Genomic DNA, 26,624 nt, shown 5'->3' with positions numbered 1-26,624 from the left:
GTGCGCCCGATTATCGTTCTACTGATGGCCTGGTGCCTCAGCATGGGGGCGTACGCAGCGACAGCCCCCGACGCCAAACAGATAACGCAGGAACTGGAGCAGGCAAAAGCGGCAAAACCCGCTCAGCCAGAGACCGTTGAGTCGCTCCAGTCCGCACTGAATGCGCTTGAGGAGCGGAAAGGCTCCCTTGAGCGAGCTCAGCAATATCAGCAAGTTATCGACAATTTCCCCAAACTTTCGCAAACGCTACGCACCCAGTTGAGCAATCAGCGCGATGAACCGCGCGATGTGCCTGCAGGCATGACCTCTGACGCGCTGAATCAGGAGATTCTGCAGGTTAGCAGTCAGCTTCTGGAAAAGAGCCGTCTGGCACAGCAGGAGCAGGAACGTGCGCGTGAAATCGCAGATTCGCTGAGCCAGCTTCCGCAACAACAAACCGATGCCCGCCGTCAGCTCAACGAAGTTGAGCGCCGCGTCGGCACACAAACCGGCAACACGCCACAAAACCAGGCACAAAACCTTGGGCTGCAGGCAGAGTCTGCCCGCCTGAAAGCGCTGGTCGATGAACTGGAGCTGGCGCAGCTCTCCGCCAATAACCGCCAGGAGCTATCGCGGATGCGTTCAGAACTGGCGCAAAAACAGAGCGAACAGCTTGATGCTTATCTCCAGGCGCTACGTAATCAGCTGAATAGCCAGCGCCAGCGCGAGGCCGAACGCGCGCTGGAAAGTACCGAGCTGCTGGCGGAAAACAGCGCGAACTTGCCCGTCGGCATCGTCGATCAGTTCAAGGTCAACCGTGAGCTTTCAGCGGCACTGAACCAACAGGCACAGCGTATGGACCTGGTCGCTTCACAACAGCGGCAGGCGACGAACCAAACCCTGCAGGTCCGCCAGGCGCTCAACACTCTGCGCGAACAGTCTCAGTGGCTTGGGTCATCAAACCTGCTGGGCGAGGCGTTACGTGCTCAGGTTGCACGCCTGCCGGAAATGCCGAAGCCGCAGCAGTTGGATACCGAAATGGCCCAGCTACGCGTTCAGCGACTGCACTTTGAAGATCTTCTCAATAAACAACCGCAAATTCGCCAGATCCGTCAGGCTGACGGGCAACCTCTGAGCAGTGAGCAAAACCGGATCCTTGAAGCCCAGTTGCGCACCCAGCGTGAACTCCTGAACTCACTACTCCAGGGCGGTGATACGCTGATCCTCGAGCTTACCAAGCTGAAAGTGTCCAACAGTCAGCTGGAAGATGCGCTGAAAGAGGTGAACGAGGCAACACACCGTTATCTCTTCTGGACCTCCGACGTGCGCCCGATGACCTTCTCGTGGCCAATTGAGATTGTTCAGGATCTGCGCCGCCTGATTTCGCTGGACACCTTTAGCCAGTTGGGAAAAGCCAGCGTGATGATGCTCACCAGCAAAGAGACCATCTTCCCGCTGCTGGGTGCATTGATTCTGGTGGGTTTCAGCATCTATTCGCGCCGGCATTTTACCCGTTTTCTGGAGCGTTCCAGTTCCCGCGTGGGCAAAGTCACCCAGGATCACTTCTGGCTGACGCTACGCACGGTGTTCTGGTCGATTCTCGTGGCCTCCCCCCTGCCGGTATTGTGGATGACGCTGGGGTACGGCCTGCGGGAAGCCTGGCCCTATCCACTCGCCGTGGCGATAGGTGATGGCGTCACCGCGACGGTTCCACTGCTGTGGGTCGTGATGATTTGCGCCACATTCGCGCGGCCAAATGGCCTGTTTATCGCCCACTTTGGCTGGCCGCGTAATCGTGTTGCACGCGCCATGCGTTACTACCTGATGAGCATCGGGCTGATTGTGCCACTCATTATGGCGCTGATTATGTTCGATAACCTCAACGACCGGGAGTTCTCAGGCTCACTGGGCCGCCTCTGCTTTATGCTGATATGCGGGGCGCTGGCTATCGTCACGCTCAGCCTGAAACGCGCCGGCATACCGCTCTATCTTGATAAATCCGGTAGCGGTGACAACATGTTCAACCGCCTGCTCTGGAACCTGCTGCTGAGCGCTCCGCTGATTGCGATGCTGGCAGCGGCGGTGGGTTACCTGGCGACCTCAAAGGCGCTGCTGGCACGACTGGAAACCTCGGTGGCGATCTGGTTCCTGCTTCTGGTGGTGTATCACGTCATCCGTCGCTGGATGTTGATTCAGCGCCGCCGACTGGCCTTCGACCGTGCCAAGCATCGCCGGGCAGAAATCCTCGCTCAGCGTGCGCGCGGTGAGGATGAGCCAAACCACGTCAACAGTACGGAAGGGACGACGGAGGCGGACGATGTCGAACTGGATCTGGATGCCATCAGTACCCAGTCCCTGCGTCTGGTGCGCTCCATCCTGATGCTGATTGCTCTCTTGTCGGTGATCGTGCTGTGGTCGGAAATTCACTCCGCATTTGGCTTCCTGGAGAACATCTCTCTCTGGGACGTGACATCTACAGTTCAGGGCGTGGAAAGTCTGGAGCCTATAACCTTAGGTTCAGTACTGATTGCCATTCTGGTGTTGATCATTACCACCCAACTGGTACGTAACTTCCCGGCGCTGCTGGAGCTGGCTCTGCTGCAACATCTGGATTTAACCCCCGGCACGGGCTACGCCATTACCACCATCACTAAATACCTGATCCTGCTCTTTGGCGGGATGGTCGGTTTCTCAATGATCGGCATTGAGTGGTCTAAATTGCAGTGGCTGGTCGCTGCGCTGACATTTGGGCTTGGCTTTGGCATGCAGGAGATTTTCGCTAACTTTGTTTCCGGCCTGATCATCCTGTTCGAAAAACCGATTCGTATTGGCGATACGGTGACGATCCGCGATCTGACCGGTAGCGTAACGAAGATCAATACCCGCGCCACAACGATCAGCGACTGGGACCGTAAAGAGATCATCGTGCCGAACAAGGCATTCATCACCGAGCAGTTTATCAACTGGTCGCTGTCAGACTCGGTCACACGTGTGGTGCTGACACTACCGGCACCGTCGGATGCCAACAGTGAAGAGGTGACACAGATCCTCTACACCGCGGCCGAGCGCTGCACACTGGTGCTCGATACCCCGGCACCGGAAGTGTTCCTGGTCGATTTGCAGCAGGGGATTCAGATTTTCGAGCTGCGTATTTACGCTGCAGAAATGGGACACCGTATGCCGCTGCGCCACGAGATCCACCAGCTGATTCTGGCTGGCTTCCGCGAGCATGGTATTGATATGCCGTTCCCACCGTTCCAGATGCGTCTGGAAAGTCTGGACGGACGTAAAACGGGAAGAACATTGACGTCGGCAGCACGTAAGCGCCCGGCGGGAAGCCTGTAAATCTTCGCCCCTCTCTTTCGGAAGGGGCGCTTTAACCGCTACACCGCTTCAGTAACATACGCCACTGAGCGTCGGCGGTAATTCTCATAAATCCCCATCGCCAGTAGCGAGAAGAAGATCGGGCCGCCAACCATCCACAGCGCGCTGTTCCAGTCATTCGCTTCAATCACCGGCTGAATGACAGTGAAGATATTCGCGAACGCCACCACCAGCACGACCACAGTCGTCGCCAGTAGCGTTGACATGCGGGTTTTAAAAATCACAAACGGACGTTCAAGATCCTGCTTCGCTTTGAAGAACGGGAACGCCAGCGTCAGGAACAGATATGGCAGCGTCATCGTTACGTTCGCCATCAGGGTCAGCTTGTTATAGAACGCTGACGCGGTATCACCGCCAAACGACACCAGCAGAATGAACACGCACACCAACAGACATTGCATCCACATCGCGTTGGCAGGCATTCCCGCCGTATTCAGTTGCGTCATACGCGCTGGCCACAGCGCTTTTGGCGTGCCCTGGATTATCGCTTTCAACGGCGAGTAGATCAGCGTGAAGAACGCGCCGGTATAGGCGAGGAACATTGACAGGCCGGTAATGCGCGCAAACCAGATGCCCATTGTCGCCGCCGCTTCCGGCGTCAGGTTCATCGCCTGTCCCAGCGTCATTCCCAGGCTTTTCATCAACACATAAGTAATGTTGCCAAGGTTAGTGGTGTTGTTGCTCAACACCTGCTGCCAGTTGGTACTGACACCCCAGAGGAAGATTGCCAGCGAATAGCCAATGGAGATGACGATAGCAGCAAATATAATCCCTTTCGCGAAGTTCTTTTCCGGGTTCTCCGTTTTGTCGACCAGACCACCTACCGCCTCGATACCCCCGTAGGCAAAAATGGCGAACACCACGAAAGAGAGCATCGCAAGGCCGGACTGATAACTTGGGTTAGGCGAAGCAACAAAGTTCACCTCCTGCGCAAAGTGACCGCCGTTCAGGCACAGAATAGCGATACTGACCAGGAGCAGCACCAGATTCAAACACATCACTGCGATCCCGCCCACGGCGGTAATCCGGGCAATTTTATTGATGCCTTTAGACGCGACCAGCGTCACAACCACCATCCAGCAAACAGCCAGAATCCCGACCACCTGCGTAGAACTGAGGCCCGCCAGAGACCAGACCTGAGTTTTATCGCTACCGAAAACAAACGTCGAGAACGGTACCCAAACTTTGGCCGCAGTACTGACCATCCAGACGACGTAAGAAGAAAACCACATAAACGTGCCAATAAACGCGTAGCGCGGGCCGATACTGTTATTCATCCACGAGTAGATCCCTCCCTCTTCTTTCCGGTATGCCGATCCCATTTCGGCCATCATCAGCGCGAATGGGATGAAGAAGAACAGGGCTGAAACGATATAGAACGGCGTCGCACTGTAACCCATCAGGTAAAAGGCCGACGGGCTATTAGCAAAGCCAAAGACGGAGGTAAAAATCATCAGGATGAGCCCGGTAAGGGTCATCTTTTTGAGTGAGTGAGACATAGAACCATCCAAAGGAAATTAATCTGCGCGGATGGTAGCAGAAGACCAGATAAATATTGTGGTTATAAGAAGCAAATTAAGAAAAAGACCCGTGTATAGAGAAAATGGCAGTTTTTAATATTGTCACACGGAAATGGAAAGGAAAATTGCCAGAGGGGGCGTAAGCCGGGTAAGCGCAGCGCCACCCGGCATTTTTTCAGGCGCGATCGACCGTAAACGCAATCACATCGCCCAACTGTTCTGCACCCAGCGCCAGCATCACCAGACGATCAACACCCAGCGCCACACCGGAGCAGTCCGGCAGGCCCGCTTTTAACGCCTCCAGCAGGTTGGTATCAATCGGCTGCTGCGGCAGACCGCGCGAGGCACGCTTGCGGTTATCCTGCTCGAAGCGCTGCTGCTGTTCGCGCGCGTCGGTCAATTCGTGGAAACCGTTCGCCAGCTCGATACCTTTGTAATAGACCTCAAAACGCTCAGCCACACGATGATCTTCCGTGCTGATCTGCGCCAGCGACGCCTGGCTTGCCGGGAAGTGATAAACAAACGCCGGGCGGTCTTTGCCAATCTGCGGTTCAACACCAAAAGTGAACAGCAACTGCAGCAGCGTGTCGCGATCTTCTTCAGTATCCGCCACATTGCTGAGATCCAGTTTTGCCGCCACTTCGCGCAGTTGAGCCTTGTCTGCTGACAACGGATCGATTTCCAGATAGCGCTGGAAAGCCTGCTGATAGGAGAGAGTTTCCGCTTCTGAGCAATCCAGCACCTGCTGCAGCAGGTCATCCACCTCATTCATCAGGCGGTACATATCATAGTGCGGTCGATACCACTCCAGCATGGTGAATTCCGGGTTGTGGTGACGCCCCATCTCTTCATTACGGAAGCTTCTGCATAGCTGATACACCGGACCACATCCCGCCGCCAGCAGGCGTTTCATGTGGTATTCCGGGCTGGTCATCAGATACAAATTCATGCCCTGAGAGTGCCCCGGGCCAACAAAACGGGTTTCAAACGGGACCAGATGAATATCGGTTACCGTTGCCTGACTCATGCACGGCGTTTCCACCTCCAGGACTCCGCGGTCGGCAAAGAAACGGCGGATCTCCGTCATAATTGCAGCGCGTTTTAACAGATTTGGGATGGATGCGCTCGGCTGCCAGGTGGCCGTTTCGCTCATGGGTAATTCTCCGATTTCAGACAAGGGCACGAAGTCTACTCGTTAGCGGGGACAGAGACAAATTTTGCGCAGTAAAAACGCGCATTTCATTTAGGTGTGTAATTACGTGACGCAATTCATCAACCACGATGATAAATCACCGTACAGAACAGCAAAAAAATCGAACACGTCAAATTTCCCTGACATCTACACGGTTATACTGTTTTACCCATAAAGGAGCAGTGGAAACGCTTTCGCAATTGTCCCTTTGGGCAGGTGAACTACCTTTAGTTTGTCGCGTTGCGAAATAACAAAAATCTGGAGGAATGTCGTGCAAATTTTTCAAGCCGATCTTGCCGTAATTGGCGCTGGCGGTGCTGGATTACGTGCTGCGATTGCTGCAGCACAAGCTAATCCCAACGCTAAAATCGCATTGATTTCAAAAGTCTATCCAATGCGCAGCCACACGGTTGCAGCTGAAGGAGGGTCCGCCGCCGTCGCGCAGGATCATGACAGCTTTGAATACCATTTCCACGACACGGTTGCAGGGGGCGACTGGCTTTGCGAACAGGATGTGGTCGACTACTTTGTGCACCATTGTCCTACGGAGATGACCCAGCTTGAACAGTGGGGATGTCCGTGGAGTCGCCGTCCGGACGGCAGCGTCAACGTTCGCCGCTTCGGTGGGATGAAAATCGAACGTACCTGGTTCGCCGCCGATAAGACCGGCTTCCACATGCTGCACACTCTGTTCCAGACCTCTCTTCAGTTCCCACAAATTCAGCGCTTTGATGAACATTTCGTCCTCGACATTCTGGTTGATGACGGACATGCCCGCGGCCTGGTGGCAATGAACATGATGGAAGGCACGCTCGTCCAGATCCGCGCTAATGCGGTGGTGATGGCAACGGGCGGTGCGGGCCGCGTGTATCGCTACAATACCAACGGCGGCATCGTCACCGGTGACGGTATGGGCATGGCGCTCAGCCACGGTGTGCCGCTGCGCGATATGGAGTTCGTACAGTATCACCCGACCGGTCTGCCGGGCTCCGGCATTCTGATGACGGAAGGCTGCCGTGGTGAAGGCGGTATTCTGGTCAACAAAAATGGCTACCGCTATCTGCAGGATTACGGTATGGGCCCGGAAACTCCGCTTGGTGAGCCGAAAAACAAATACATGGAACTCGGTCCGCGCGACAAAGTCTCCCAGGCCTTCTGGCACGAGTGGCGCAAAGGCAACACCATCTCTACACCACGCGGCGATGTGGTCTATCTCGACCTGCGTCACCTGGGTGAGAAGAAGCTGCTGGAACGCCTGCCGTTCATCTGCGAACTGGCAAAAGCCTACGTCGGTGTTGATCCGGTGAAAGAACCGATTCCGGTACGTCCAACCGCGCACTACACCATGGGCGGGATCGAAACCGATCAGCAGTGCGAAACCCGTATCAAAGGTCTGTTCGCCGTGGGTGAATGCTCCTCTGTGGGCCTGCACGGCGCCAACCGTCTGGGGTCTAACTCGCTGGCAGAGCTGGTCGTCTTTGGCCGCATGGCGGGCGAGCGCGCAATGGAACGCGCGGCTACAGCGGGCGAAGCTAATGGTGCCGCGCTTGATGCTCAGGTTACTGACGTTGAAAAACGTCTGAAAGACCTGGTGAACCAGGAAGGTAACGAGAACTGGTCTAAGATCCGCGATGAAATGGGCCTGTCGATGGAAGAAGGCTGTGGTATCTACCGTACCCCTGAGCTGATGCAAAAAACCGTCGATAAGCTGGCGGAATTGCAGGAGCGTTTCAAACGTGTGCGCATTACTGATACCTCCAGCGTCTTCAACACCGACCTGCTCTATACCATCGAGCTGGGTCACGGCCTGAACGTGGCAGAATGTATGGCGCACTCTGCGCTGGCGCGTAAAGAGTCACGCGGGGCGCATCAGCGTCTTGATGAAGGCTGTACCGAACGTGACGACGTCAATTTCCTGAAACACACTCTCGCCTGGCGCGATGCAGATGGCACCACACGTCTGGACTACAGTGACGTGAAAATCACCACGCTGCCACCGGCTAAACGCGTGTACGGCGCAGAAGCAGAAGCCGCCGAGAAGAAGGAGAAGGCGAATGGCTGAGATGCAAAAACTGAAAGTTGAAGTGGTGCGCTACAATCCGGAAGTGGACACCGCACCACATAGCGCTTTCTATGAAGTCCCCTTTGACGAGCAAACCTCTCTGCTGGATGCGCTTGGCTATATCAAAGATAACCTCGCACCAGACCTGAGCTACCGCTGGTCCTGCCGCATGGCCATCTGCGGCTCCTGCGGCATGATGGTTAACAAAGTGCCGAAACTGGCCTGTAAAACCTTCCTGCGTGATTATACCAGGGGCATCAAGGTTGAAGCGCTGGGCAACTTCCCGATTGAGCGCGATCTGGTGGTTGATATGACCCACTTTATCGAAAGTCTGGAAGCCATTAAGCCTTACATCATCGGAAATCCGCGCACGCCGGATCAGGGTCCAAATACCCAGACACCGGCCCAGATGGCGAAATACCATCAGTTCTCCGGCTGCATCAACTGTGGCCTGTGTTACGCCGCATGTCCGCAGTTTGGCCTGAACCCCGAATTCATCGGCCCGGCCGCCATTACGCTGGCGCACCGCTATAACGAAGACAGCCGCGACCACGGTAAAAAAGAACGTATGGCGCAGCTTAACAGCCAGAACGGCGTCTGGAGCTGTACTTTCGTGGGTTACTGCTCCGAAGTCTGTCCGAAGCATGTCGACCCGGCCGCCGCTATTCAGCAGGGTAAAGTGGAAAGCTCGAAAGACTTTCTTATCGCTACCCTGAAACCACGCTAAGGAGTGCATGATGACGACTAAACGCAAAGCCTATGTACGGCCTGTGCCGTCCACCTGGTGGAAAAATCTGCCGTTTTATCGCTTCTATATGCTGCGTGAAGGCACAGCGGTGCCGGCGGTCTGGTTCAGTCTTGAGCTGATGTACGGTGTTTTTGCCCTCAAGCATGGCCCGGAAACCTGGGCAAGCTTTGTTGGCTTTCTACAGAACCCGATCATTGTTGTCCTGAACCTGATCGTGCTCGCGGCCGCGTTGCTTCATACCAAAACCTGGTTTGAACTGGCGCCAAAAGCGGCGAACATTATCGTAAAAGGCGAGAAAATGGGGCCAGAGCCGGTGATCAAAGGGCTCTGGGCAGTGACGATTCTGGTCACTGTGGTCATTCTGTTTGTCGCACTGTTCTGGTAAGGAGACTACTGTGATCAATCCAAATCCAAAACGTTCTGACGAGCCGGTCTTCTGGGGGCTGTTTGGCGCTGGCGGCATGTGGAGTGCCATCATCGCACCGGTGATCATCCTGCTGGTCGGCATTATGCTGCCGCTGGGGCTGTTCCCGGGCGATGCACTGAGCTACGAACGCGTACTGGCGTTTGCAGGCAGCTTTATCGGCCGCGTATTCATCTTCCTGATGATCGTCCTGCCGCTGTGGTGTGGCCTGCACCGTATTCACCATGCGATGCATGACCTGAAAATCCATGTCCCGAGTGGTAAATGGGTCTTCTACGGCCTGGCAACCATTCTGACCGTGGTAACGCTGATTGCCGTGGTCACCATCTGACCCTTCTGGCCCGCCCTCCGGCGGGCCTTTTTAGTTCTGCATTTTACCCACCAGCCACTGCGCAAACTCACGCATTGCCGGGGTTTCGGATCTCGACTGTAGTCTTGTTAACCAGTAACTGCCCAGATCAATCTGTGTGGCAAACGGCTGTACAATACGCTCGCTGTTGAGCAAATGCGTAAACATATCGACCGGAGCGATCGCAATTCCCACACCGGCCTGCGCGGCTTCCAGCATGGTGACAGACGAATCAAACACCATCACCCGATGCGTGGGTGACGGGGGATGCTCCCCCGCCGCCTGCATCCACGCCGACCACTCATCACGTCGGTAGGAACGCAGCAGGGTAAATTTCAGAATATCGGCCGGAGTATGTAGCCCAGCGGCGATATCAGGTGAGCAAAGCGGGGACAGCGGCGCATCACAAAGGAACTGCGCTTCGGTGCCGTGCCACGCCCCGCCACCGTAGCGGATAGTGTAATCGAGCCCCTCAGCCGCCGGATCGACGCGGTTGTTATGGGTTGAAAGGTGAAGATCGATATGCGGAGAGCAGCGGCGGAAATCAGCCAACTGCGAGAATAAAAAACCGGTCGCGAAGGTTCCTACCACACCAATTTTGAGCTTCTCCTGGGCGCGATGGCTGGCGAAGCGATCCAGCATTCCCGCGATACGATCGAACGAATCGTTAAGCACTGGCAGCAAATTCTCACCTTCTGTCGTCAGCATCAGCCCGCGCGAAACACGGACAAAAAGCTGGCAGTTCAGATGCTGTTCCAGCGTCTTAACATGCTGGCTGATAGCAGAATGGGTAACATTCAGCTCTATTGCAGCATGAGTAAAACTAAGGTGCCTTGCGGCTGCTTCGAAGGCACGAAGCGAATTAAGCGGGAGATAGCTGCGAGTCATTGTCCCATCCGTTAGAAAAATTAACAGCTAATGCTAAATTTAACCGTTTGTCAGCGACAGTCAAATCCCACAGACTACAGCTGTCTGACGGGCCCGGACACTCCCTTGACCTGCTATTACGGAAGATAACTGATGATGAAAAAATCCCTTTGCTGCGCCCTGTTACTCAGCACCTCCTGTTCCGTCTTTGCTGCACCGATGTCAGAAAAACAGCTGGCTGCAGTGGTCGAACGTACCGTTACCCCGCTGATGAAAGCGCAGGCCATCCCGGGGATGGCGGTCGCGGTAATTTACCAGGGTCAGCCGCACTACTTTACCTTCGGCAAAGCCGATATCGCGGCGAACAAACCTGTTACCCCGCAAACTTTGTTCGAGCTGGGTTCTATAAGTAAAACCTTCACCGGCGTTTTGGGTGGCGATGCCATTGCTCGCGGTGAAATTTCCCTGAGCGATCCGGTGACGAAATACTGGCCGGAGCTGACAGGCAAGCAGTGGCAGGGAATTCGCATGCTGGATCTGGCTACCTATACTGCGGGTGGTCTGCCATTACAGGTACCGGATGAGGTGACCGATAACGCCTCTCTGCTGCGCTTCTATCAGGACTGGCAGCCAGCGTGGAAGCCGGGAACCACGCGTCTTTATGCGAACGCCAGTATTGGTCTTTTTGGCGCCCTTGCGGTTAAACCTTCCGGCATGAGCTATGAGCAGGCCATGACGACGCGAGTCTTTAAGCCGCTCAAGCTGAACCATACGTGGATTAACGTTCCGCAATCTGAACAAGAGCATTACGCCTGGGGATACCGTGACGGTAAAGCAGTCCACGTTTCGCCGGGCATGCTGGACGCTGAAGCCTATGGCGTGAAAACCAACGTCAAAGATATGGCGAGCTGGGTGGTGGCGAACATGTCTCCCGATACTCTGCAGGATACCTCTCTGAAGCAAGGGATCGCCCTTGCGCAATCCCGCTACTGGCGTGTAGGTGCTATGTATCAAGGGTTAGGCTGGGAGATGCTGAACTGGCCGGTAGAAGCCAAAACTGTGGTCGAGGGTAGCGATAATAAGGTGGCCCTGGCACCGTTGCCTGCGGTAGAAGTGAATCCTACAGCACCCCCGGTAAAAGCGTCCTGGGTGCATAAAACGGGCTCTACTGGCGGGTTTGGTAGCTATGTGGCGTTTATTCCAGAAAAGCAGCTTGGCATTGTGATGCTGGCGAATAAAAGCTACCCGAATCCGGCGCGAGTTGAGGCGGCATATCATATCCTCGACGCGCTGAAGTAAAACATTGCCGGGTGGCGACTCTGCTTACCCGGCAAAACACCCCGCATTTTCCTTGCCGTCATCTACACTTAACAAAAAAACAGTAAGGAAACTCCTATGCGCATTCTGCCTGTTATCGCCGCGGTGACAGCCGCGTTTTTAGTGGTTGCCTGTAGTTCCCCTACCCCACCTTCTGGCGTTACCGTTGTCACGCCTTTCGATGCACAACGCTTCCTCGGAACATGGTATGAAATCGCCCGCCTGGACCATCGGTTTGAACGGGGCTTAGAGAAAGTCACTGCGAATTACAGTCCGATGGATGATGGCGGTATTCAGGTGATCAACAGGGGCTATAATCCCGACCGGGAGATGTGGCAGCAGTCGACAGGAAAAGCATACTTCACTGGCGATCCACGGAGGGCCGCGCTCAAAGTCTCCTTCTTTGGCCCCTTCTATGGCGGCTACAACGTAATAGCACTCGACAAAGAGTACCGCCATGCGCTGGTTTGCGGGCCGGATCGCAACTACCTGTGGATACTCTCCCGCACGCCAACCATCTCGTCTGAGATGAAACAGCAGATGCTGGATGTTGCGACCCGGCAGGGGTTTGATGTGTCAAAACTCATCTGGGTAGAACAACCCCATTAATGCGTGCTGAGTTTCAACCCAATGATACCGGCCACGATCAGAGCGAGGCTGGCGATACGTGCCAGGCTCGCTGACTCTCCCAGCAGCAGAATGCCCGTGATGGCAGCGCCGACGGCGCCAATCCCTGTCCAGACAGCATAAGCCGTTCCGACAGGCAGAGAACGCATCGCCCACGACAACAGGACGATACTCACTATCATCGCGGTAACGGTAATGACGCTGGGCGTCAGACGGGTAAATCCGTGGGTGTACTTGAGACCAATCGCCCATACCACTTCGAGCAGGCCGGCAATTAAAAGAACGATCCAGGACATTTCAGGCTCCTTAACTTACAGGTAAGTTGGGGCCGTCCCCGGTGAAAGATACGCTTACGGGTCGTCCCGCAAGGCAAAGGTTACGCCCTTTATTTTGCTTAGCGTGCGATTTTTTTTCAATCCTTTTCTGCTGAACACGTTAAGGCAAGAAATAGCCGCAGTATGGCGCGGAGTTCAAGCATTTACCACTCATCTGACTTCTCTATGATGATGTGCTTTCTGATGGCAGGAAGCCAAACCACTAGCCGACTGCGAATAAAATATGTTCAAAATTCTATTGATTGACCGTTGTCACTTCACCCGCGCAGGGTTTGAAGCATGGCTCAATCACTCCGGTCTGTTCCCGGGGCACTACGTTGTGACCGGGCTGAATAATCTATTTCTTGCCAGAGAGCACATTCTGCAATGGAAACCCAATCTGGTTATCGCTGACCTTTACGGCTTCAGGCAGGATATTCACCATTACCAGCAGCTCTCTACCTTACTTAACGCCAGTGAAAGATTGCCTTTTATCTTGCTGCAATCGGGAGAAGATAGCGGCATGAAAGACTGGCTCAGGCAGTTCCCTGTCTGGTCTTCGCTGTTGAAAGATACCGTTCTTGAAGAACTGGCAACGGTGATCAACGACGCATTAATCTCACACAAGAATGCTGACAGACCAAAAGTCGCAGTCCCCCTGTTGACTCGCCAGGAAGAAAAGGTGCTGACATTGTGGATGGACGGCGCGAGCAATCAGAAAATTGCCGCTCACCTGAGTATCAACGGGAAAACGGTCTATACCTATAAGCGAAATATCCGCATGAAATTGCATATGGATACCCGTTTTTCACCGTTTTTATCCCTGCAGGAATCAGAAAGCTGACGGTACGAAACCCGTCAGGTCCCGTACCGTTTGTTAATTACTGCTGAGCTTTTGTTGCAGCACCAGAGATTGCGTTACCACCTTCAGAAATATCCTGACCTACGCCACGCGTGGTATTACAGGCAGTTAACACAGAAGAAAGAACCAGGACTGAAAAGATCGCTGCAATTGTCTTCTTAACCATAATATCTTCCTTTTATAGCCAAAGTTGTTTTGTGTATAGCAACTTAAGAATAGACAAAATCCCGTCAGTTGACGGAAAGGGAGACATTTTTAGGAAAAGTAAACGAACTTAGCTGGCTGCATGAGAAATGATATGACCAAGATCCTGGATATCTTCCCCCATTCCACGCGTAGTGTTACAACCGGAAAGCAATGCGCTGGAGAGTGCTAACAGAAGTAGAATTTTAACGGTACGTTTCATCATCCCTGCCTGCAAAAATCAGGCGCAGCGGGCGCTGCGCCTTTACTATTACTTCACGCGAGATACGTATTCGCCGGAGCGGGTATCCACTTTGATCACTTCGCCAGTCTGTACGAACAGTGGAACTTTAACCACTGCGCCGGTAGACAGTTTGGCAGGCTTACCACCAGTACCTGCGGTGTCACCTTTCAGACCTGGATCAGTTTCAACGATTTCCAGCTCAACGAAGTTCGGTGGGGTCACAGCGATAGGCTGGCCATTCCACAGGGTCACGATGCACTCGGCCTGATCCAGCAGCCATTTCGCGCTATCACCTACCGCTTTCTCATCAGCAGACAGCTGTTCGAAAGTGGAGTTGTTCATGAAATGATAGAACTCACCGTCGTTGTACAGGTAGGTCAGGTTCATATCAACAACATCAGCGCCTTCAGCAGAGTCAGTAGACTTGAAGGTTTTCTCAACACGAGTACCGGTCAACAGGCGGCGCAGCTTAACGCGTGCGAATGCCTGGCCTTTACCTGGTTTAACGAATTCGCTGGCTTCAACCGCGTACGGTTCGCCGTCCATCATGATTTTAAGACCAGCACGAAAATCGTTGCTATAGTACGTTGCCATAAGGCCCTCTAAATTTGTTAACTGGTAGCTAAGCCACAAAATGGCGCATATTGTAACCCTAAACACCCCGTCCAGAGAAGATTGGTTATCGCAACTTGCCGATGTAATCACCAGTCCTGATGAATTGCTGCGTCTTTTAGACCTCGATCAGCACCCAGAGTTGCTTGCAGGCCGTGAGGCTAAGCGCCTCTTTGCCTTGCGTGTTCCCCGCGCGTTTGTTGCCAGAATGGAGAAGGGGAACCCCGATGATCCTTTATTAAAACAAACACTTACTTCGCAGGATGAGTTTATTACTGCGCCGGGATATAGCACCGATCCTCTGGAAGAGCAGAACAGTGTGGTGCCAGGTTTACTGCATAAGTATCTCAACCGAGCTCTGCTACTGGTAAAAGGTGGCTGCGCGGTAAATTGTCGTTATTGCTTCCGTCGGCACTTCCCGTATGCGGAAAATCAGGGTAATAAACGCAACTGGCAGGTCGCGTTGGACTATATTGCCGCCCATCCCGAGCTGGACGAGATCATTTTTTCCGGTGGTGATCCGCTGATGGCGAAAGATCATGAGCTGGACTGGCTGCTAAACCAGCTTGAAGCCATCCCGCACATCAAGCGTCTGCGTATTCATAGTCGTTTACCGATTGTCATTCCAGCACGTATCACTGACGCTCTGGTTTCACGTCTCGAGCAGTCCCGTTTGCAGGTGCTGCTGGTGAACCACATTAACCACGCCAATGAAATCGACAGCGAGTTTCGTGCGGCAATGGTACGTTTGCGTAAAGCGGGGGTGACACTGCTGAACCAGAGCGTGCTGCTGCGGGGCGTGAATGATAGCGCCAGTGTACTGGCTGATCTGAGCAATGCCCTGTTTGATGCCGGAGTGATGCCCTATTACCTGCACGTGCTGGATCGCGTTCAGGGTGCGGCACATTTCATGGTGACGGACCAGGAAGCCCGGCAGATTATGCGCGAACTGTTAACGCTGGTTTCAGGCTATATGGTGCCGAAACTGGCACGTGAGATTGGCGGTGAGCCGTGTAAGACGCCGCTAGATTTACAGTTGCGGCAGCACTAATTTCCCCTCACCCTAACCCTCTCCCTGTGGGAGAGGGAAAAAGGCAATCAGTTTGGGCACTTGTAGACCTGGCCATTCATCTGGCTGGCGGTCGGCACGAAGCTGGACAGCATACTCTGCGTTGGGCTGCTTACGCCGTAAATCACGTTCCCACCCATGGCCGCAGCCTGGTTACGCAGGGCATTCGCCGCACCGCGCATAGAACCACCTTCCTCGCCATGCTGACCCGACATCCAGTTGCTTTGCTCACCGGTTGCGGTGCCTAACAGCTGACATTCACTGCCAGGCTTATCTTCCACAAAGCGAACGCCCTGGCCCGCTGCCGACAGTTCATTGCTGGAGCTACAACCCGCCAGCAGCAATGCTGCTCCTACGATCCCTGCACAGACTTTTACGCGCATGTTATTCCTCGTTTTCAATAAGCTGGACAGTAGTTGTCCGTGTGTAAACCTTATACCTAAAAGATGACCAAAAGAAAAACCCCCGAGCATTTCTGCCCGGGGGTTTTTCACATTCTACGACGTAGAGCGCACGATTACATCATGCCGCCCATACCGCCCATGCCGCCCATACCAGCAGCACCTAAGTCAGGTGCGTCGCCTTTAGGCAGGTCAGTCACCATGCACTCGGTAGTGATCATCAGACCAGCAACAGATGCCGCATACTGCAGAGCAGAACGGGTCACTTTAGTTGGGTCCAGGATACCGAAGTCGATCATGTTGCCGTATTCTTCAGTCGCTGCGTTGTAACCGTAGTTACCTTCGCCTGCTTTCACGTTGTTCGCAACCACAGATGGCTCTTCACCGGCGTTGGATACGATCTGACGCAGAGGCGCTTCCATTGCACGCAGTGCAACTTTGATACCCACGTTCTGATCTTCGTTCTGCGCAGTCAGGCCAGCCAGTTTAGCGGCAACACGCACCAGCGCAACACCACCACCAGCAACCACGCCTTCTTCTACCGCAGCACGGGTTGCGTGCAGGGCATCGTCAACGCGTGCTTTCTTCTCTTTCATTTCAACTTCGGTCGCTGCACCCACTTTGATTACTGCAACACCGCCTGCCAGTTTCGCTACGCGCTCCTGCAGTTTTTCACGGTCGTAATCAGAGGTGGCTTCTTCGATTTGCTTACGGATCTGACCAACACGGCCCTGGATAGCAGCTTCTTCACCTACACCATCAATGATGGTGGTGGTGTCTTTGTTGATCACAACGCGTTTAGCCTGGCCGAGGTCTTCCAGGGTCGCTTTTTCCAGCTCCATACCGATCTCTTCAGAGATAACGGTACCGCCAGTCAGAGTAGCGATATCCTGCAGCATCGCTTTACGGCGATCGCCGAAGCCAGGTGCTTTAACCGCAGCCACTTTCACGATACCACGCATGGTGTTAACCACCAGGGTCGCAAGCGCTTCGCCTTCAACGTCTTCAGCGATAATAACCAGCGGTTTGCCTGCTTTCGCAACGGCTTCCAGCACTGGCAGCATTTCGCGGATGTTGGAGATTTTCTTGTCAGCCAGCAGGATGAACGGGCTTTCCAGCTCAACCGCACCAGTCTCTGGCTTGTTGATGAAGTATGGGGACAGGTAACCACGGTCGAACTGCATACCTTCAACCACGTCCAGTTCGTCTTCCAGACCGGTACCGTCTTCAACAGTGATCACGCCTTCTTTACCGACTTTGTCCATCGCTTCTGCGATCAGTTTACCTACGGTTTCGTCGGAGTTAGCAGAGATGGTACCTACCTGAGCAATAGCTTTAGAGTCAGAGCATGGTACAGACAGTGATTTCAGTTCTTCAACAGCAGCAGCGACAGCTTTGTCGATACCACGTTTCAGATCCATTGGGTTCATGCCAGCAGCTACGGCTTTCAGACCTTCGGTGATGATAGCCTGCGCCAGTACGGTCGCGGTAGTGGTACCGTCGCCTGCAGCGTCGTTCGCTTTAGAGGCAACTTCTTTCACCATCTGCGCACCCATGTTTTCGAACTTGTCTTCCAGCTCGATTTCACGTGCTACAGAAACACCATCTTTGGTGATGGTTGGCGCGCCGAAGGATTTATCCAGCACTACGTTACGGCCTTTCGGGCCCAGAGTTACTTTAACTGCATCTGCCAGTACGTTTACGCCGCGGAGCATTTTTACACGAGCGTCGTTACCGAATTTTACGTCTTTAGCTGCCATGTTCTTATTTCCTCAAATTCTCGTGCGTAAATTACGCTTCAACAATTGCCAGAATGTCGCTCTCGGACATGATCAACACTTCTTCATTGTCGATCTTCTCGGATTTCACGCCGTAGCCATCGTTGAAAATTACGATGTCACCAACTTTAACGTCCAGTGGCTGCACAGTTCCGTTTTCCAGGATGCGGCCCTTACCGACAGCGATGATTTCGCCACGCGTTGATTTGGCTGCTGCAGAACCGGTCAGAACGATGCCGCCAGCAGACTTGGTTTCAACTTCTTTACGTTTGACGATCACACGATCATGTAACGGACGAATACTCATTGATAGCTCTCCTTTGAGAAAGTCATTATCAGTTATGGATGACGCCGGCCCGCATGCGGTTTTCCGGCTAGTGCCCTGAGAGATGGGGATAGCTTTTTCCCCCTTCAAGGGGGAGTTGAAAAAAAAATTTGCGAAAGTGTTACCATCGCCTCTCTTTTAGTACTGGCAGGGCGATGTCAATGAGTGGACTCAAGCAGGAGTTGGGACTGGCGCAAGGCGTTGGCCTGCTCTCAACCTCCTTGTTAGGGACGGGCGTATTTGCCGTACCCGCACTGGCGGCGATGGTATCCGGAAACAATAGCCTGTGGGCGTGGCCGATACTGATTGTGTTGGTTTTCCCGATAGCCATTGTGTTTGCCATCCTGGGGCGGCATTTTCCCAGCGCAGGCGGCGTGGCGCATTTTGTCGGGCTGGCCTTTGGCCCGCGGCTGCAGCGTGTTACCGGCTGGTTGTTCCTTTCTGTGATCCCGGTTGGTCTGCCTGCGGCGCTGCATATTGCGACCGGCTTTGGCCAGGCGCTGTTTGGCTGGCATAACGAGCAGCTGCTGTTAGCCGAACTGGGTACGCTGGCGATTGTCTGGTGGGTCGGTTCGCGCGGAGCCAGTTCCAGTGCCAATCTGCAAACGCTGGTCGCAATCCTTATCGTCGCACTGATTGTCGCTATCTGGTGGGCAGGAAATCTCACCGTAGCGGAAATTCCCTTCCCGGCACTCACGGATGTCGACCATTCGCAGCTTTTCGCTGCACTTTCCGTCATGTTCTGGTGCTTTGTTGGACTTGAAGCGTTCGCCCATCTGGCTTCTGAGTTTACGCAACCTGAACGCGATTTCCCGCGCGCGCTGATGATTGGTCTGTTGTTGGCCGGGACGGTCTATTGGGCGTGTACCGTGCTGGTATTGCACTTTAACGCATTCGGGGCGGATAAAGCGGCTGCCGCCTCGCTACCTGGTATTGTGGTGCAATTGTTTGGGGTGAAAGCCCTGTGGGTGGCCTGCGTGATTGGTTATCTCGCCTGTTTTGCCAGCCTCAATATCTACATTCAGAGTTTTGCCCGCCTGGTGTGGTCGCAAGCGTTGTACAAGCCTGAAAGCCGTCTCGCGCGTCTGTCAAAACGCCAGCTTCCGCTGAATGCCCTGAATGCCGTACTGGGCTGCTGCGTGTTGAGCACGCTGTGTATTTACGCCCTGAATATCAATCTGGATGCGCTGATCGTCTACGCCAACGGCATTTTCATCATGATCTACCTGCTGTGCATGCTGGCGGGTTGTCGTCTGCTGAAAGGTCGCTACAAAGCGCTGGCGGTCATCGGGGGTGTGCTTTGCCTGCTGTTGCTCGCGATGGTGGGATGGAAGAGCGTGTACGCTATTGTCATGCTGGTAGGGCTGTGGCTGTTTTTACCAAAACGGCAGAATCCGTAGGCCCGGTAAGCGAAGCGCCACCGGGCAAAAAAATCAGCGATCGTCTTTATGGTCTAAACGGTCGTGCTGTTCATCCTTACGCTGATACTCCCCTTCAAACGTATCACCCGGGCCGGTGCTGAACCCACCGCCCGGCATACGGCTGAAACGCAGATGCGGCAGCAGCTTCATGGTCAGGTGCTTTTGCACCGGCGGCAGAAGCAATAAAAGGCCGAGGAAGTCGGTGAAGAACCCCGGCAGAATCAGCAGCAGACCCGCAATAATCAGCGACACGCTTTTGATCATCTCCGCAGCCGGGCTTTCACCTGCAGCCATTTTCTGCTGCATTATCAGGAAATTTTTGAAACCCTGATTACGCACCAGCGACATGCCGATGACAGAGGTGAAAATCACCAGAATCAGCGTCAGCAGGACGCCCAGCACATGGGCAACCTGGATGAAAATGGAAATCTCAACGTAAACATAGAGAAAGAAAGCAATAAACGGTATCCAGCGCACTGGCATCTCCTGTGTGGCAGGTGCCGTTGGGCCCCTGTCTGAATGTGTTCGCGACGCGCGTTTGTATGAGATGGTGACGGTTAGCGAAATTTCAATCAGTTTGCACGGATATTTTTATTGGAAATATTAAAGCGGTGACTCATTTCACAGATTAATAATTATCATGGAATCGGCTCGATAATAAGTGATCCAGCTTACGGCAATTCGCTATCATCAGCATATGATCTCGAGCATCTGGCTGATTGAGGGAATAATCGTCGGTCAGAAAATATTCAAAACCACATTAATACTGTGCGTTTAGTACAATCCATCGGCAGCTTGAAAAGAAGGTTCACATGTTAAACAACATTCGTATCGAAGAAGACTTGTTGGGTACCAGGGAAGTTCCAGCGGATGCCTACTACGGTGTCCACACTCTGAGAGCGATTGAAAACTTCTACATCAGCAACAGCAAAATCAGCGACATCCCTGAATTTGTCCGTGGCATGGTGATGGTGAAGAAAGCCGCAGCACTGGCCAACAAAGAGCTGCAAACCATTCCTAAAAGCGCGGCAAATGCGATTATCGCGGCCTGCGATGAAGTGCTGAACAACGGCAAATGTATGGACCAGTTCCCGGTTGACGTTTATCAGGGCGGCGCGGGCACCTCCGTCAACATGAATACCAACGAAGTACTGGCAAACATTGGCCTGGAGCTGATGGGTCACCAGAAAGGTGAATACCAGTACCTGAACCCGAACGACCACGTTAATAAATGCCAGTCCACCAACGACGCCTACCCAACCGGCTTCCGCATCGCGGTATATGCCTCCGTGGTGAAACTGGTGGATGCGATCAACCAACTGGGTGATGGCTTCCAGCGTAAAGCGGTTGAGTTCCAGGATATCCTGAAAATGGGTCGTACCCAATTACAGGACGCAGTGCCAATGACCCTCGGCCAGGAATTCCACGCGTTTAACGTGCTGCTCAACGAAGAAACGAAAAACCTGCTGCGCACCTCCGAGTTGCTGCTTGAAGTGAACCTGGGCGCAACTGCCATCGGTACACGTCTGAACACTCCAGATGGCTATCAGCAACTGGCGGTACAGAAACTGGCTGAAGTCTCTAACCTGCCGGTTGTCCCTGCAGAAGACCTGATTGAAGCGACTTCCGACTGCGGCGCTTACGTGATGGTACACAGCGCCCTGAAACGTCTGGCGGTGAAACTGTCCAAAATCTGTAACGACCTGCGCCTGCTCTCCTCTGGTCCGCGTGCTGGTCTGAACGAAATCAACCTGCCAGAACTGCAGGCGGGTTCGTCCATCATGCCAGCCAAAGTGAACCCGGTTGTGCCTGAAGTGGTGAACCAGGTCTGCTTCAAAGTCATCGGTAACGACACGACCGTGACCATGGCCTCTGAAGCGGGTCAGCTGCAGCTGAACGTTATGGAGCCAGTGATTGGCCAGGCGATGTTCGAATCCATTCACATCCTGACCAACGCCTGCTACAACCTGCTGGAAAAATGCATTAACGGCATCACAGCGAATAAAGAAGTCTGTGAAGGTTATGTCTACAACTCCATCGGGATCGTCACCTACCTCAACCCGTTCATCGGTCACCACAACGGTGACATCGTCGGTAAGATTTGCGCCGAAACCGGTAAGAGCGTACGTGAAGTGGTTCTGGAACGCGGACTGTTGACCGAAGCCGAGCTGGACGATATCTTCTCGGCCCAAAACCTGATGCACCCGGCATATAAAGCGAAACGATATACCGATGAAAGCGAACAGTAGCAGTTCAGGCTAGGCTTCTTTAAGGCACGTCACTTGTGACGTGCCTTTTTTCTTTTTAAGCGTTACCAAAATACAACAATTCAATATCAACTTGTTAATAAGCAAGGCAGGTCCTTATGTTTGGAGCAGAACTCGTCATCGTCTTGTTGGCGATTTATTTGGGAGCAAGACTCGGGGGTATCGGCATTGGTTTTGCCGGCGGTCTCGGGGTGCTCGTTCTTACACTTATCTTTCAGATCAAACCCGGTGCAATACCTTTTGATGTTATCGAAATCATCATGGCAGTTATTGCCGCTATCGCAGCGATGCAGGTGGCAGGCGGTATGGACTACCTGGTGAGTCTGGCGGAGCGTATGCTGCGCCGCCATCCAAAATACATCACCTTCCTTGCCCCGCTGGTGACATGGTTTATGACCATTCTCGCGGGGACCGGACACACCGCATTCTCCACGCTGCCGGTGATTACCGAAGTGGCGAAAGAACAAGGTATCCGTCCGTCTCGTCCGCTCTCCATTGCGGTAGTTGCGTCGCAAATTGCCATCACTGCGTCGCCAATTTCCGCTGCCGTGGTCTTCTTCGCCGGTATTCTTGAACCGATGGGTGTGAGTTACCTGACGCTGCTGGCGATCTGTATCCCGGTAACGCTGATTGCGGTGATGATTACTGCCGTACTGTGTAACTTCCTTGGCGCCGAACTGAAAGATGATCCGGTGTATCAGGAACGTCTGGCTAAGGGTGAAGTGAAACTGCGTGGTAGCCAGGTCTTCGAACTGAAACCGCATGCAAAACGCTCCGTATTGCTGTTCCTGATCGGTATCGTCGCAGTCATGTTCTACGCGACCGCTATCAGTGACACGGTGGGCTTGATCCAGAACCCGGTGCTGCCACGTAACGAAGCGATTGTGGTGTTCATGTTGACCATCGCGACGCTGATTAGCATTACCTGTAAAATCGATACCAGCGAAGTGCTGAACGCCAGCACCTTTAAATCCGGTATGAGCGCCTGCGTCTGCGTACTGGGCGTTGCATGGCTCGGCGATACCTTCGTGAAAGCACACATCAGCGACATCCAGACCGTCGCGGGTGATCTGCTGCACAACTACCCATGGCTGTTGGCGGTAGTCCTGTTCTTCGCCGCTACCCTGCTTTACTCTCAGGCGGCGACCACCAAAGCACTGATGCCTGCGGCACTGATGCTGGGCGTAACGCCACTGACGGCAATCGCTTCGTTTGCGGCGGTTTCTGCTCTGTTTGTTCTTCCAACCTATCCAACTCTGCTGGCCGCGGTGGAGATGGACGACACCGGCTCAACCCGTATCGGTAAATACGTGTTTAACCATGCGTTCCTGATCCCGGGTGTGGTCGCCATTACGTTGTGCGTGATCCTCGGCTTTATCATTGGCGGCATCGTGCTGTAAACCATGCGTTGTTGTAAAAATAGTTAAAATCGGGCCGCTCTGCGGCCCGATTCATTAATGACCAATCGCCTCGCGTGATATAGTGAAGACTTTCGTGATGAGGAGGTCGACTTGTGAACACGCCTGATGCTGTTGTCGTATTGTGCACCGCCCCTGATGAAGCCTCTGCCCAGGATCTCGCCGCCAAAGTGCTGGCCGAAAAACTGGCTGCCTGCGTGACGCTCCTCCCCGGAGCCACCTCCCTTTACTGCTGGGAAGGTAAACTGGAGCAGGAATACGAAGTTCAGATGTTGCTAAAAACGAATCAGGTGAACCAGCAGGCACTCCTGGACTGCCTCAAATCTCATCATCCTTACCAAACCCCAGAGCTGCTGGTGTTGCCAGTAGTCCACGGCGATAACGACTATCTCTCATGGCTCAACGCTTCCTTACGCTGATCCTGCTGTTGTGCAGCACGTCAGTATTTGCCGGGTTGTTTGATGCACCCGGCCGTTCGAATTTTATCCCTGCCGACCAGGCGTTTGTTTTCGATTTTCAGCAAAACCAGCACGACCTGAATCTCACCTGGCAGGTCAAAGAGGGGTATTACCTCTACCGCAAGCAGGTAAGCATCACGCCAGCTCAGGCAAACGTGGGCGCTTTACAGATGCCTCCAGGCGAGTGGCATAAGGATGAGTTTTACGGCAAAAGTGAAATCTACCGCCAGCGCTTAAGCGTCCCGGTCATCGTGAATCAGGCCGATAAAGGTGCCACACTGACCGTGACTTATCAGGGCTGTGCCGATGCGGGCTTTTGTTATCCCCCTGAAACGAAGGTGGTTCCGCTCAGTGAAGTTAAAGCTGTGGCCGCCTTTTCCCCTCTCCCGTCGGGCGAGACAAGCGATGAGCGCACAGACCTTCCTTTCTCAGCGCTTTGGGCCTTACTGATCGGTATCGGCATTGCCTTTACACCGTGCGTGCTGCCAATGTATCCGCTCATCTCTGGCATCGTGCTGGGCGGCAAACAGCGCCTTTCCACCGCCCGTGCGCTGCTGCTGGCCTTTATTTATGTGCAGGGCATGGCGTTGACCTACACAGCCCTTGGCCTTGTGGTTGCCGCTGCCGGGTTACAGTTCCAGGCGGCACTTCAACATCCTTATGTGCTTATTGGCTTGTCGGTGGTCTTCATCCTGCTGGCACTGTCGATGTTTGGCCTGTTTACCCTGCAATTACCGTCGGCTTTGCAAACCCGCTTAACGCTGATGAGTAACCGTCAGCAGGGGGGCTCTGCAGGCGGCGTGTTTGCGATGGGGGCGATTGCCGGGCTGATTTGTTCCCCGTGCACTACGGCCCCACTGAGCGCCATCCTGCTCTACATCGCCCAGAGCGGCAATATGTGGCTCGGCGGGGGTACGTTGTACCTTTATGCTTTAGGGATGGGTCTGCCACTCATTCTGGTAACAGTTTTTGGTAATCGTCTGCTGCCGAAGAGTGGCCCGTGGATGGAAACGGTGAAAACCGCGTTTGGCTTTGTCATCCTCGCGCTGCCGGTATTCCTCCTTGAGCGTATCATTGGCGACATCTGGGGCTTGCGCCTGTGGGCGATGCTTGGCGTAGCATTCTTTGCCTGGGCATTTCTCGTCAGCCTGGGGGCGAAACAGCCATGGATGCGCCTGGTGCAAATCCTGCTGCTGACTGCCGCGCTGGTGAGCATACGCCCTCTGCAGGACTGGGCGTTTGGCACTCCGGTGGGTCAGACACAAGCGCATCTGAACTTCACCCAGATTAAAAACGTGGATGAACTCAACAGCGCCCTGGCAGAGGCAAAAGGTAAACCGGTGATGCTCGATCTCTATGCTGACTGGTGTGTTGCCTGTAAAGAGTTCGAAAAATATACCTTTAGCGATCCACAGGTGCAAAGCGCCCTGAAAGAGACTGTTCTCCTCCAGGCGAACGTTACAGCCAACAGTGCACAGGACAAGGCCCTGCTGAAACAACTTAATGTTCTCGGTCTGCCAACCATTTTGTTCTTCAATGACCAGGGGAAAGAGCAGCCGGAACAGCGCGTAACCGGGTTTATGGATGCGGCAGCTTTCAGCACACATTTGCGCGATCGCCAACCGTAAACAACACTTTAGACGGGACAAACCGTTGGGAATAACGGAGGAGAAAACCGTGCAACGTGAAGACGTACTGGGACAAGCCCTGCAATTACTTGAGATTCAAGGGATCGCCAGCACCACGCTTGAGATGGTAGCCGACCGTATCGATTACCCTCTGGATGAGCTTAAGCGCTTCTGGCCGGATAAAGAGGCGCTGCTTTATGATGCCCTGCGCTATCTCAGCCAGCAGGTTGATGTCTGGCGCAGGCAACTGATGCTGAATGAAGAGCTGACAGCGGAACAAAAACTGCTGGCGCGCTATACCGCCCTGACCGAATGTGTCAGTAACAACCGTTATCCGGGCTGTCTGTTTATTGCAGCCTGTACGTTCTATCCTGATCCTGGCCATCCTATCCATCAGTTGGCGGATCAGCAAAAACGGGCGGCGCATGACTTCACCCACGAACTGCTGACCACACTGGAAGTGGATGACCCGGCGATGGTAGCTAAGCAGATGGAGCTGGTACTGGAGGGTTGCCTGAGCCGCATGCTGGTGAATCGTAGCCAGGCTGATGTGGATACGGCGCACCGACTGGCTGAAGACATTCTGCGCTTTGCTCAATGCCGTATGGGCGGAGCACTGACGTAAGCAAATTGGTTAAATTTGGCATATTCGGTGCGTAAACCGTCAGATTGACGCAAACTTAGGCAGTTGAACGGCTTTTCCTGAAATAAGGTTGACGATAAGACCTGATTGCGGTTTAATGCGCTCCGTTGCCCGGATAGCTCAGTCGGTAGAGCAGGGGATTGAAAATCCCCGTGTCCTTGGTTCGATTCCGAGTCCGGGCACCACTATTTAAAGAACCCAGCCTATGGCTGGGTTTTTGCTTTTCTGCGTTCATCAAATCTCAAATGTTGTTTCCACTGCTTAAATCATCTTTCAAAGAAACCGAGTGGCTGGCGTTGCCATGTTCTATGGGTCCTATTGAAGGGGCAAGGCAAAGTCACCACCTGACCTTTTTTACGCACAAAGCAAAAAACCCCGCACCTTACGGTACGGGGTTCTTCTTAATTGATGCCTGGCAGTTCCCTACTCTCACATGGGGAGACCCCACACTACCATCGGCGCTACGGCGTTTCACTTCTGAGTTCGGCATGGGGTCAGGTGGGACCACCGCGCTAAAGCCGCCAGGCAAATT

Annotated in this window: 26 protein-coding genes, 1 tRNA gene and 1 rRNA gene; 16 read left to right on the top strand and 12 right to left on the bottom strand. The window is 53.8% G+C overall.

Annotation, left to right across the window (positions count from 1 at the left end):
* Nucleotides 1-3,324, top strand: coding sequence for a miniconductance mechanosensitive channel MscM (mscM, locus tag WB237_RS12890; RefSeq protein ID WP_336213632.1), 3,324 nt, complete (start codon nucleotides 1-3; stop codon nucleotides 3,322-3,324).
* Between the two features lie 38 nt (nucleotides 3,325-3,362).
* On the opposite strand, the gene yjeM is transcribed toward mscM, so the two are convergent.
* Together yjeM and epmA are read right to left on the bottom strand one after the other, a co-directional pair.
* Entirely contained in the window at nucleotides 3,363-4,862 is a 1,500-nt protein-coding gene (gene yjeM, locus WB237_RS12885) for a glutamate/gamma-aminobutyrate family transporter YjeM (protein ID WP_336213630.1), read from the bottom strand.
* A 196-nt stretch (nucleotides 4,863-5,058) separates the two neighbouring features.
* Complete coding sequence (epmA, locus tag WB237_RS12880; RefSeq protein WP_336213629.1) at nucleotides 5,059-6,036, bottom strand: elongation factor P--(R)-beta-lysine ligase; 978 nt, start codon at nucleotides 6,034-6,036, stop codon at nucleotides 5,059-5,061.
* A 310-nt stretch (nucleotides 6,037-6,346) separates the two neighbouring features.
* On the opposite strand from epmA, the gene frdA reads away from it, so the two are divergent.
* Genes frdA through frdD form a run of 4 tightly spaced genes read left to right on the top strand, consistent with a single transcriptional unit; the run spans nucleotide 6,347 to nucleotide 9,640 of the window.
* Nucleotides 6,347-8,137, top strand: coding sequence for a fumarate reductase (quinol) flavoprotein subunit (gene frdA, locus WB237_RS12875; RefSeq protein WP_336213627.1), 1,791 nt, complete (start codon nucleotides 6,347-6,349; stop codon nucleotides 8,135-8,137).
* Nucleotides 8,130-8,864 (top strand): fumarate reductase iron-sulfur protein, encoded by a 735-nt coding sequence (gene frdB / locus WB237_RS12870; protein WP_336213625.1) that lies wholly within the window; start codon nucleotides 8,130-8,132, stop codon nucleotides 8,862-8,864. The genes frdA and frdB overlap by 8 nt, the downstream gene beginning before the upstream one ends.
* A gap of 10 nt (nucleotides 8,865-8,874) precedes the next feature.
* Nucleotides 8,875-9,270 (top strand): fumarate reductase subunit FrdC, encoded by a 396-nt coding sequence (frdC, locus tag WB237_RS12865; RefSeq protein ID WP_028016425.1) that lies wholly within the window; start codon nucleotides 8,875-8,877, stop codon nucleotides 9,268-9,270.
* A gap of 10 nt (nucleotides 9,271-9,280) precedes the next feature.
* A complete protein-coding gene (gene frdD, locus WB237_RS12860; protein WP_013095272.1) occupies nucleotides 9,281-9,640 on the top strand; it encodes a fumarate reductase subunit FrdD in 360 nt (119 codons plus the stop codon).
* Between the two features lie 30 nt (nucleotides 9,641-9,670).
* Here frdD and ampR read toward each other — a convergent pair whose 3' ends face one another.
* Nucleotides 9,671-10,546 carry a LysR family transcriptional regulator AmpR gene (gene ampR, locus WB237_RS12855; RefSeq protein WP_336213621.1) on the bottom strand — a complete coding sequence of 292 codons (876 nt, stop codon included), beginning with the start codon at nucleotides 10,544-10,546 and terminating at the stop codon, nucleotides 9,671-9,673.
* A gap of 132 nt (nucleotides 10,547-10,678) precedes the next feature.
* Between ampR and blaACT the strand changes: the two genes are divergently transcribed.
* Complete coding sequence (gene blaACT, locus WB237_RS12850) at nucleotides 10,679-11,824, top strand: ACT family cephalosporin-hydrolyzing class C beta-lactamase (protein ID WP_336213618.1); 1,146 nt, start codon at nucleotides 10,679-10,681, stop codon at nucleotides 11,822-11,824.
* 96 nt (nucleotides 11,825-11,920) lie between these two features.
* Complete coding sequence (locus tag WB237_RS12845) at nucleotides 11,921-12,451, top strand: lipocalin family protein (RefSeq protein WP_028016422.1); 531 nt, start codon at nucleotides 11,921-11,923, stop codon at nucleotides 12,449-12,451.
* On the opposite strand, the gene sugE is transcribed toward WB237_RS12845, so the two are convergent.
* Entirely contained in the window at nucleotides 12,448-12,765 is a 318-nt protein-coding gene (gene sugE / locus WB237_RS12840) for a quaternary ammonium compound efflux SMR transporter SugE (RefSeq protein ID WP_028016421.1), read from the bottom strand. The genes WB237_RS12845 and sugE overlap by 4 nt on opposite strands.
* A 262-nt stretch (nucleotides 12,766-13,027) precedes the next feature.
* On the opposite strand from sugE, the gene WB237_RS12835 reads away from it, so the two are divergent.
* Nucleotides 13,028-13,627 (top strand): response regulator transcription factor, encoded by a 600-nt coding sequence (locus tag WB237_RS12835; protein ID WP_114979660.1) that lies wholly within the window; start codon nucleotides 13,028-13,030, stop codon nucleotides 13,625-13,627.
* Nucleotides 13,628-13,664: 37 nt separating this feature from the next.
* On the opposite strand, the gene ecnB is transcribed toward WB237_RS12835, so the two are convergent.
* From ecnB to efp, 3 genes are all read right to left on the bottom strand, one after another.
* Nucleotides 13,665-13,811, bottom strand: a complete 147-nt coding sequence (gene ecnB / locus WB237_RS12830; RefSeq protein WP_114979661.1) for a lipoprotein toxin entericidin B — start codon at nucleotides 13,809-13,811, stop codon at nucleotides 13,665-13,667.
* 108 nt (nucleotides 13,812-13,919) lie between these two features.
* Nucleotides 13,920-14,051 (bottom strand): entericidin A/B family lipoprotein, encoded by a 132-nt coding sequence (locus tag WB237_RS12825; RefSeq protein ID WP_013095266.1) that lies wholly within the window; start codon nucleotides 14,049-14,051, stop codon nucleotides 13,920-13,922.
* A 48-nt stretch (nucleotides 14,052-14,099) separates the two neighbouring features.
* Nucleotides 14,100-14,666 (bottom strand): elongation factor P, encoded by a 567-nt coding sequence (gene efp / locus WB237_RS12820; protein ID WP_010427766.1) that lies wholly within the window; start codon nucleotides 14,664-14,666, stop codon nucleotides 14,100-14,102.
* A 40-nt stretch (nucleotides 14,667-14,706) separates the two neighbouring features.
* Between efp and epmB the strand changes: the two genes are divergently transcribed.
* The gene (gene epmB, locus WB237_RS12815) at nucleotides 14,707-15,735 is read left to right on the top strand and encodes an EF-P beta-lysylation protein EpmB (RefSeq protein ID WP_336213610.1); all 1,029 of its coding nucleotides are present in this window, start codon (nucleotides 14,707-14,709) and stop codon (nucleotides 15,733-15,735) included.
* A 47-nt stretch (nucleotides 15,736-15,782) separates the two neighbouring features.
* Here epmB and WB237_RS12810 read toward each other — a convergent pair whose 3' ends face one another.
* From WB237_RS12810 to WB237_RS12800, 3 genes are all read right to left on the bottom strand, one after another.
* Nucleotides 15,783-16,136 carry a DUF4156 domain-containing protein gene (locus tag WB237_RS12810; protein ID WP_023310115.1) on the bottom strand — a complete coding sequence of 118 codons (354 nt, stop codon included), beginning with the start codon at nucleotides 16,134-16,136 and terminating at the stop codon, nucleotides 15,783-15,785.
* Between the two features lie 134 nt (nucleotides 16,137-16,270).
* The gene (gene groL / locus WB237_RS12805) at nucleotides 16,271-17,914 is read right to left on the bottom strand and encodes a chaperonin GroEL (protein ID WP_114979664.1); all 1,644 of its coding nucleotides are present in this window, start codon (nucleotides 17,912-17,914) and stop codon (nucleotides 16,271-16,273) included.
* A 31-nt stretch (nucleotides 17,915-17,945) separates the two neighbouring features.
* Complete coding sequence (locus tag WB237_RS12800) at nucleotides 17,946-18,239, bottom strand: co-chaperone GroES (RefSeq protein ID WP_003855929.1); 294 nt, start codon at nucleotides 18,237-18,239, stop codon at nucleotides 17,946-17,948.
* A gap of 179 nt (nucleotides 18,240-18,418) precedes the next feature.
* Here WB237_RS12800 and yjeH point away from each other — a divergent pair, with 179 nt between their 5' ends.
* On the top strand, nucleotides 18,419-19,657 hold the full coding sequence (yjeH, locus tag WB237_RS12795; protein WP_336213605.1) for an L-methionine/branched-chain amino acid transporter: 1,239 nt from the start codon (nucleotides 18,419-18,421) through the stop codon (nucleotides 19,655-19,657).
* Between the two features lie 33 nt (nucleotides 19,658-19,690).
* Here yjeH and WB237_RS12790 read toward each other — a convergent pair whose 3' ends face one another.
* Nucleotides 19,691-20,155, bottom strand: coding sequence for an FxsA family protein (locus WB237_RS12790; RefSeq protein ID WP_028016416.1), 465 nt, complete (start codon nucleotides 20,153-20,155; stop codon nucleotides 19,691-19,693).
* A gap of 335 nt (nucleotides 20,156-20,490) precedes the next feature.
* Here WB237_RS12790 and aspA point away from each other — a divergent pair, with 335 nt between their 5' ends.
* The 6 genes from aspA (at nucleotide 20,491) to WB237_RS12760 (ending at nucleotide 26,277) form a co-directional block, all read left to right on the top strand.
* On the top strand, nucleotides 20,491-21,927 hold the full coding sequence (aspA, locus tag WB237_RS12785; protein ID WP_003855923.1) for an aspartate ammonia-lyase: 1,437 nt from the start codon (nucleotides 20,491-20,493) through the stop codon (nucleotides 21,925-21,927).
* 116 nt (nucleotides 21,928-22,043) lie between these two features.
* Nucleotides 22,044-23,345 carry an anaerobic C4-dicarboxylate transporter gene (locus tag WB237_RS12780; protein WP_028016415.1) on the top strand — a complete coding sequence of 434 codons (1,302 nt, stop codon included), beginning with the start codon at nucleotides 22,044-22,046 and terminating at the stop codon, nucleotides 23,343-23,345.
* Nucleotides 23,346-23,458: 113 nt separating this feature from the next.
* Nucleotides 23,459-23,782 carry a divalent cation tolerance protein CutA gene (cutA, locus tag WB237_RS12775; protein ID WP_114979666.1) on the top strand — a complete coding sequence of 108 codons (324 nt, stop codon included), beginning with the start codon at nucleotides 23,459-23,461 and terminating at the stop codon, nucleotides 23,780-23,782.
* Nucleotides 23,758-25,449, top strand: coding sequence for a protein-disulfide reductase DsbD (locus WB237_RS12770; protein WP_336213600.1), 1,692 nt, complete (start codon nucleotides 23,758-23,760; stop codon nucleotides 25,447-25,449). Before cutA ends, WB237_RS12770 begins: the two co-directional genes overlap by 25 nt.
* A 49-nt stretch (nucleotides 25,450-25,498) precedes the next feature.
* Nucleotides 25,499-26,074, top strand: coding sequence for a transcriptional regulator (locus WB237_RS12765; RefSeq protein ID WP_028016412.1), 576 nt, complete (start codon nucleotides 25,499-25,501; stop codon nucleotides 26,072-26,074).
* Nucleotides 26,075-26,201: 127 nt separating this feature from the next.
* A tRNA-Phe gene (locus WB237_RS12760) sits at nucleotides 26,202-26,277 on the top strand.
* Between the two features lie 225 nt (nucleotides 26,278-26,502).
* Here the strand turns inward: WB237_RS12760 and rrf are convergent.
* Nucleotides 26,503-26,618 (bottom strand): 5S ribosomal RNA (gene rrf, locus WB237_RS12755).
* Nucleotides 26,619-26,624: the final 6 nt, after the last annotated feature.

Source organism: Enterobacter sp. P82 (assembly GCF_037053385.1).
Classification (GTDB): Bacteria; Pseudomonadota; Gammaproteobacteria; order Enterobacterales; family Enterobacteriaceae; genus Enterobacter.
Note: the sequence above shows the minus strand (reverse complement) of the source record. Positions and strands in the feature narration are given on the sequence as shown.

What these genes read in the sequence shown, in the direction of transcription:
- sugE (WP_028016421.1), bottom strand. Translation starts at nt 12,765, where the DNA reads ATGTCCTGGATCGTTCTTTTAATTGCCGGCCTGCTCGAAGTGGTATGG.
- WB237_RS12770 (WP_336213600.1), top strand. Translation starts at nt 23,758, where the DNA reads ATGGCTCAACGCTTCCTTACGCTGATCCTGCTGTTGTGCAGCACGTCA.
- groL (WP_114979664.1), bottom strand. Translation starts at nt 17,914, where the DNA reads ATGGCAGCTAAAGACGTAAAATTCGGTAACGACGCTCGTGTAAAAATG.
- blaACT (WP_336213618.1), top strand. Translation starts at nt 10,679, where the DNA reads ATGATGAAAAAATCCCTTTGCTGCGCCCTGTTACTCAGCACCTCCTGT.
- yjeH (WP_336213605.1), top strand. Translation starts at nt 18,419, where the DNA reads ATGAGTGGACTCAAGCAGGAGTTGGGACTGGCGCAAGGCGTTGGCCTG.
- WB237_RS12780 (WP_028016415.1), top strand. Translation starts at nt 22,044, where the DNA reads ATGTTTGGAGCAGAACTCGTCATCGTCTTGTTGGCGATTTATTTGGGA.
- WB237_RS12835 (WP_114979660.1), top strand. Translation starts at nt 13,028, where the DNA reads ATGTTCAAAATTCTATTGATTGACCGTTGTCACTTCACCCGCGCAGGG.
- aspA (WP_003855923.1), top strand. Translation starts at nt 20,491, where the DNA reads ATGTTAAACAACATTCGTATCGAAGAAGACTTGTTGGGTACCAGGGAA.
- WB237_RS12810 (WP_023310115.1), bottom strand. Translation starts at nt 16,136, where the DNA reads ATGCGCGTAAAAGTCTGTGCAGGGATCGTAGGAGCAGCATTGCTGCTG.
- epmA (WP_336213629.1), bottom strand. Translation starts at nt 6,036, where the DNA reads ATGAGCGAAACGGCCACCTGGCAGCCGAGCGCATCCATCCCAAATCTG.
- WB237_RS12825 (WP_013095266.1), bottom strand. Translation starts at nt 14,051, where the DNA reads ATGAAACGTACCGTTAAAATTCTACTTCTGTTAGCACTCTCCAGCGCA.
- frdC (WP_028016425.1), top strand. Translation starts at nt 8,875, where the DNA reads ATGACGACTAAACGCAAAGCCTATGTACGGCCTGTGCCGTCCACCTGG.
- ecnB (WP_114979661.1), bottom strand. Translation starts at nt 13,811, where the DNA reads ATGGTTAAGAAGACAATTGCAGCGATCTTTTCAGTCCTGGTTCTTTCT.
- WB237_RS12845 (WP_028016422.1), top strand. Translation starts at nt 11,921, where the DNA reads ATGCGCATTCTGCCTGTTATCGCCGCGGTGACAGCCGCGTTTTTAGTG.
- WB237_RS12800 (WP_003855929.1), bottom strand. Translation starts at nt 18,239, where the DNA reads ATGAGTATTCGTCCGTTACATGATCGTGTGATCGTCAAACGTAAAGAA.
- epmB (WP_336213610.1), top strand. Translation starts at nt 14,707, where the DNA reads ATGGCGCATATTGTAACCCTAAACACCCCGTCCAGAGAAGATTGGTTA.
- ampR (WP_336213621.1), bottom strand. Translation starts at nt 10,546, where the DNA reads ATGACTCGCAGCTATCTCCCGCTTAATTCGCTTCGTGCCTTCGAAGCA.
- yjeM (WP_336213630.1), bottom strand. Translation starts at nt 4,862, where the DNA reads ATGTCTCACTCACTCAAAAAGATGACCCTTACCGGGCTCATCCTGATG.
- efp (WP_010427766.1), bottom strand. Translation starts at nt 14,666, where the DNA reads ATGGCAACGTACTATAGCAACGATTTTCGTGCTGGTCTTAAAATCATG.
- frdB (WP_336213625.1), top strand. Translation starts at nt 8,130, where the DNA reads ATGGCTGAGATGCAAAAACTGAAAGTTGAAGTGGTGCGCTACAATCCG.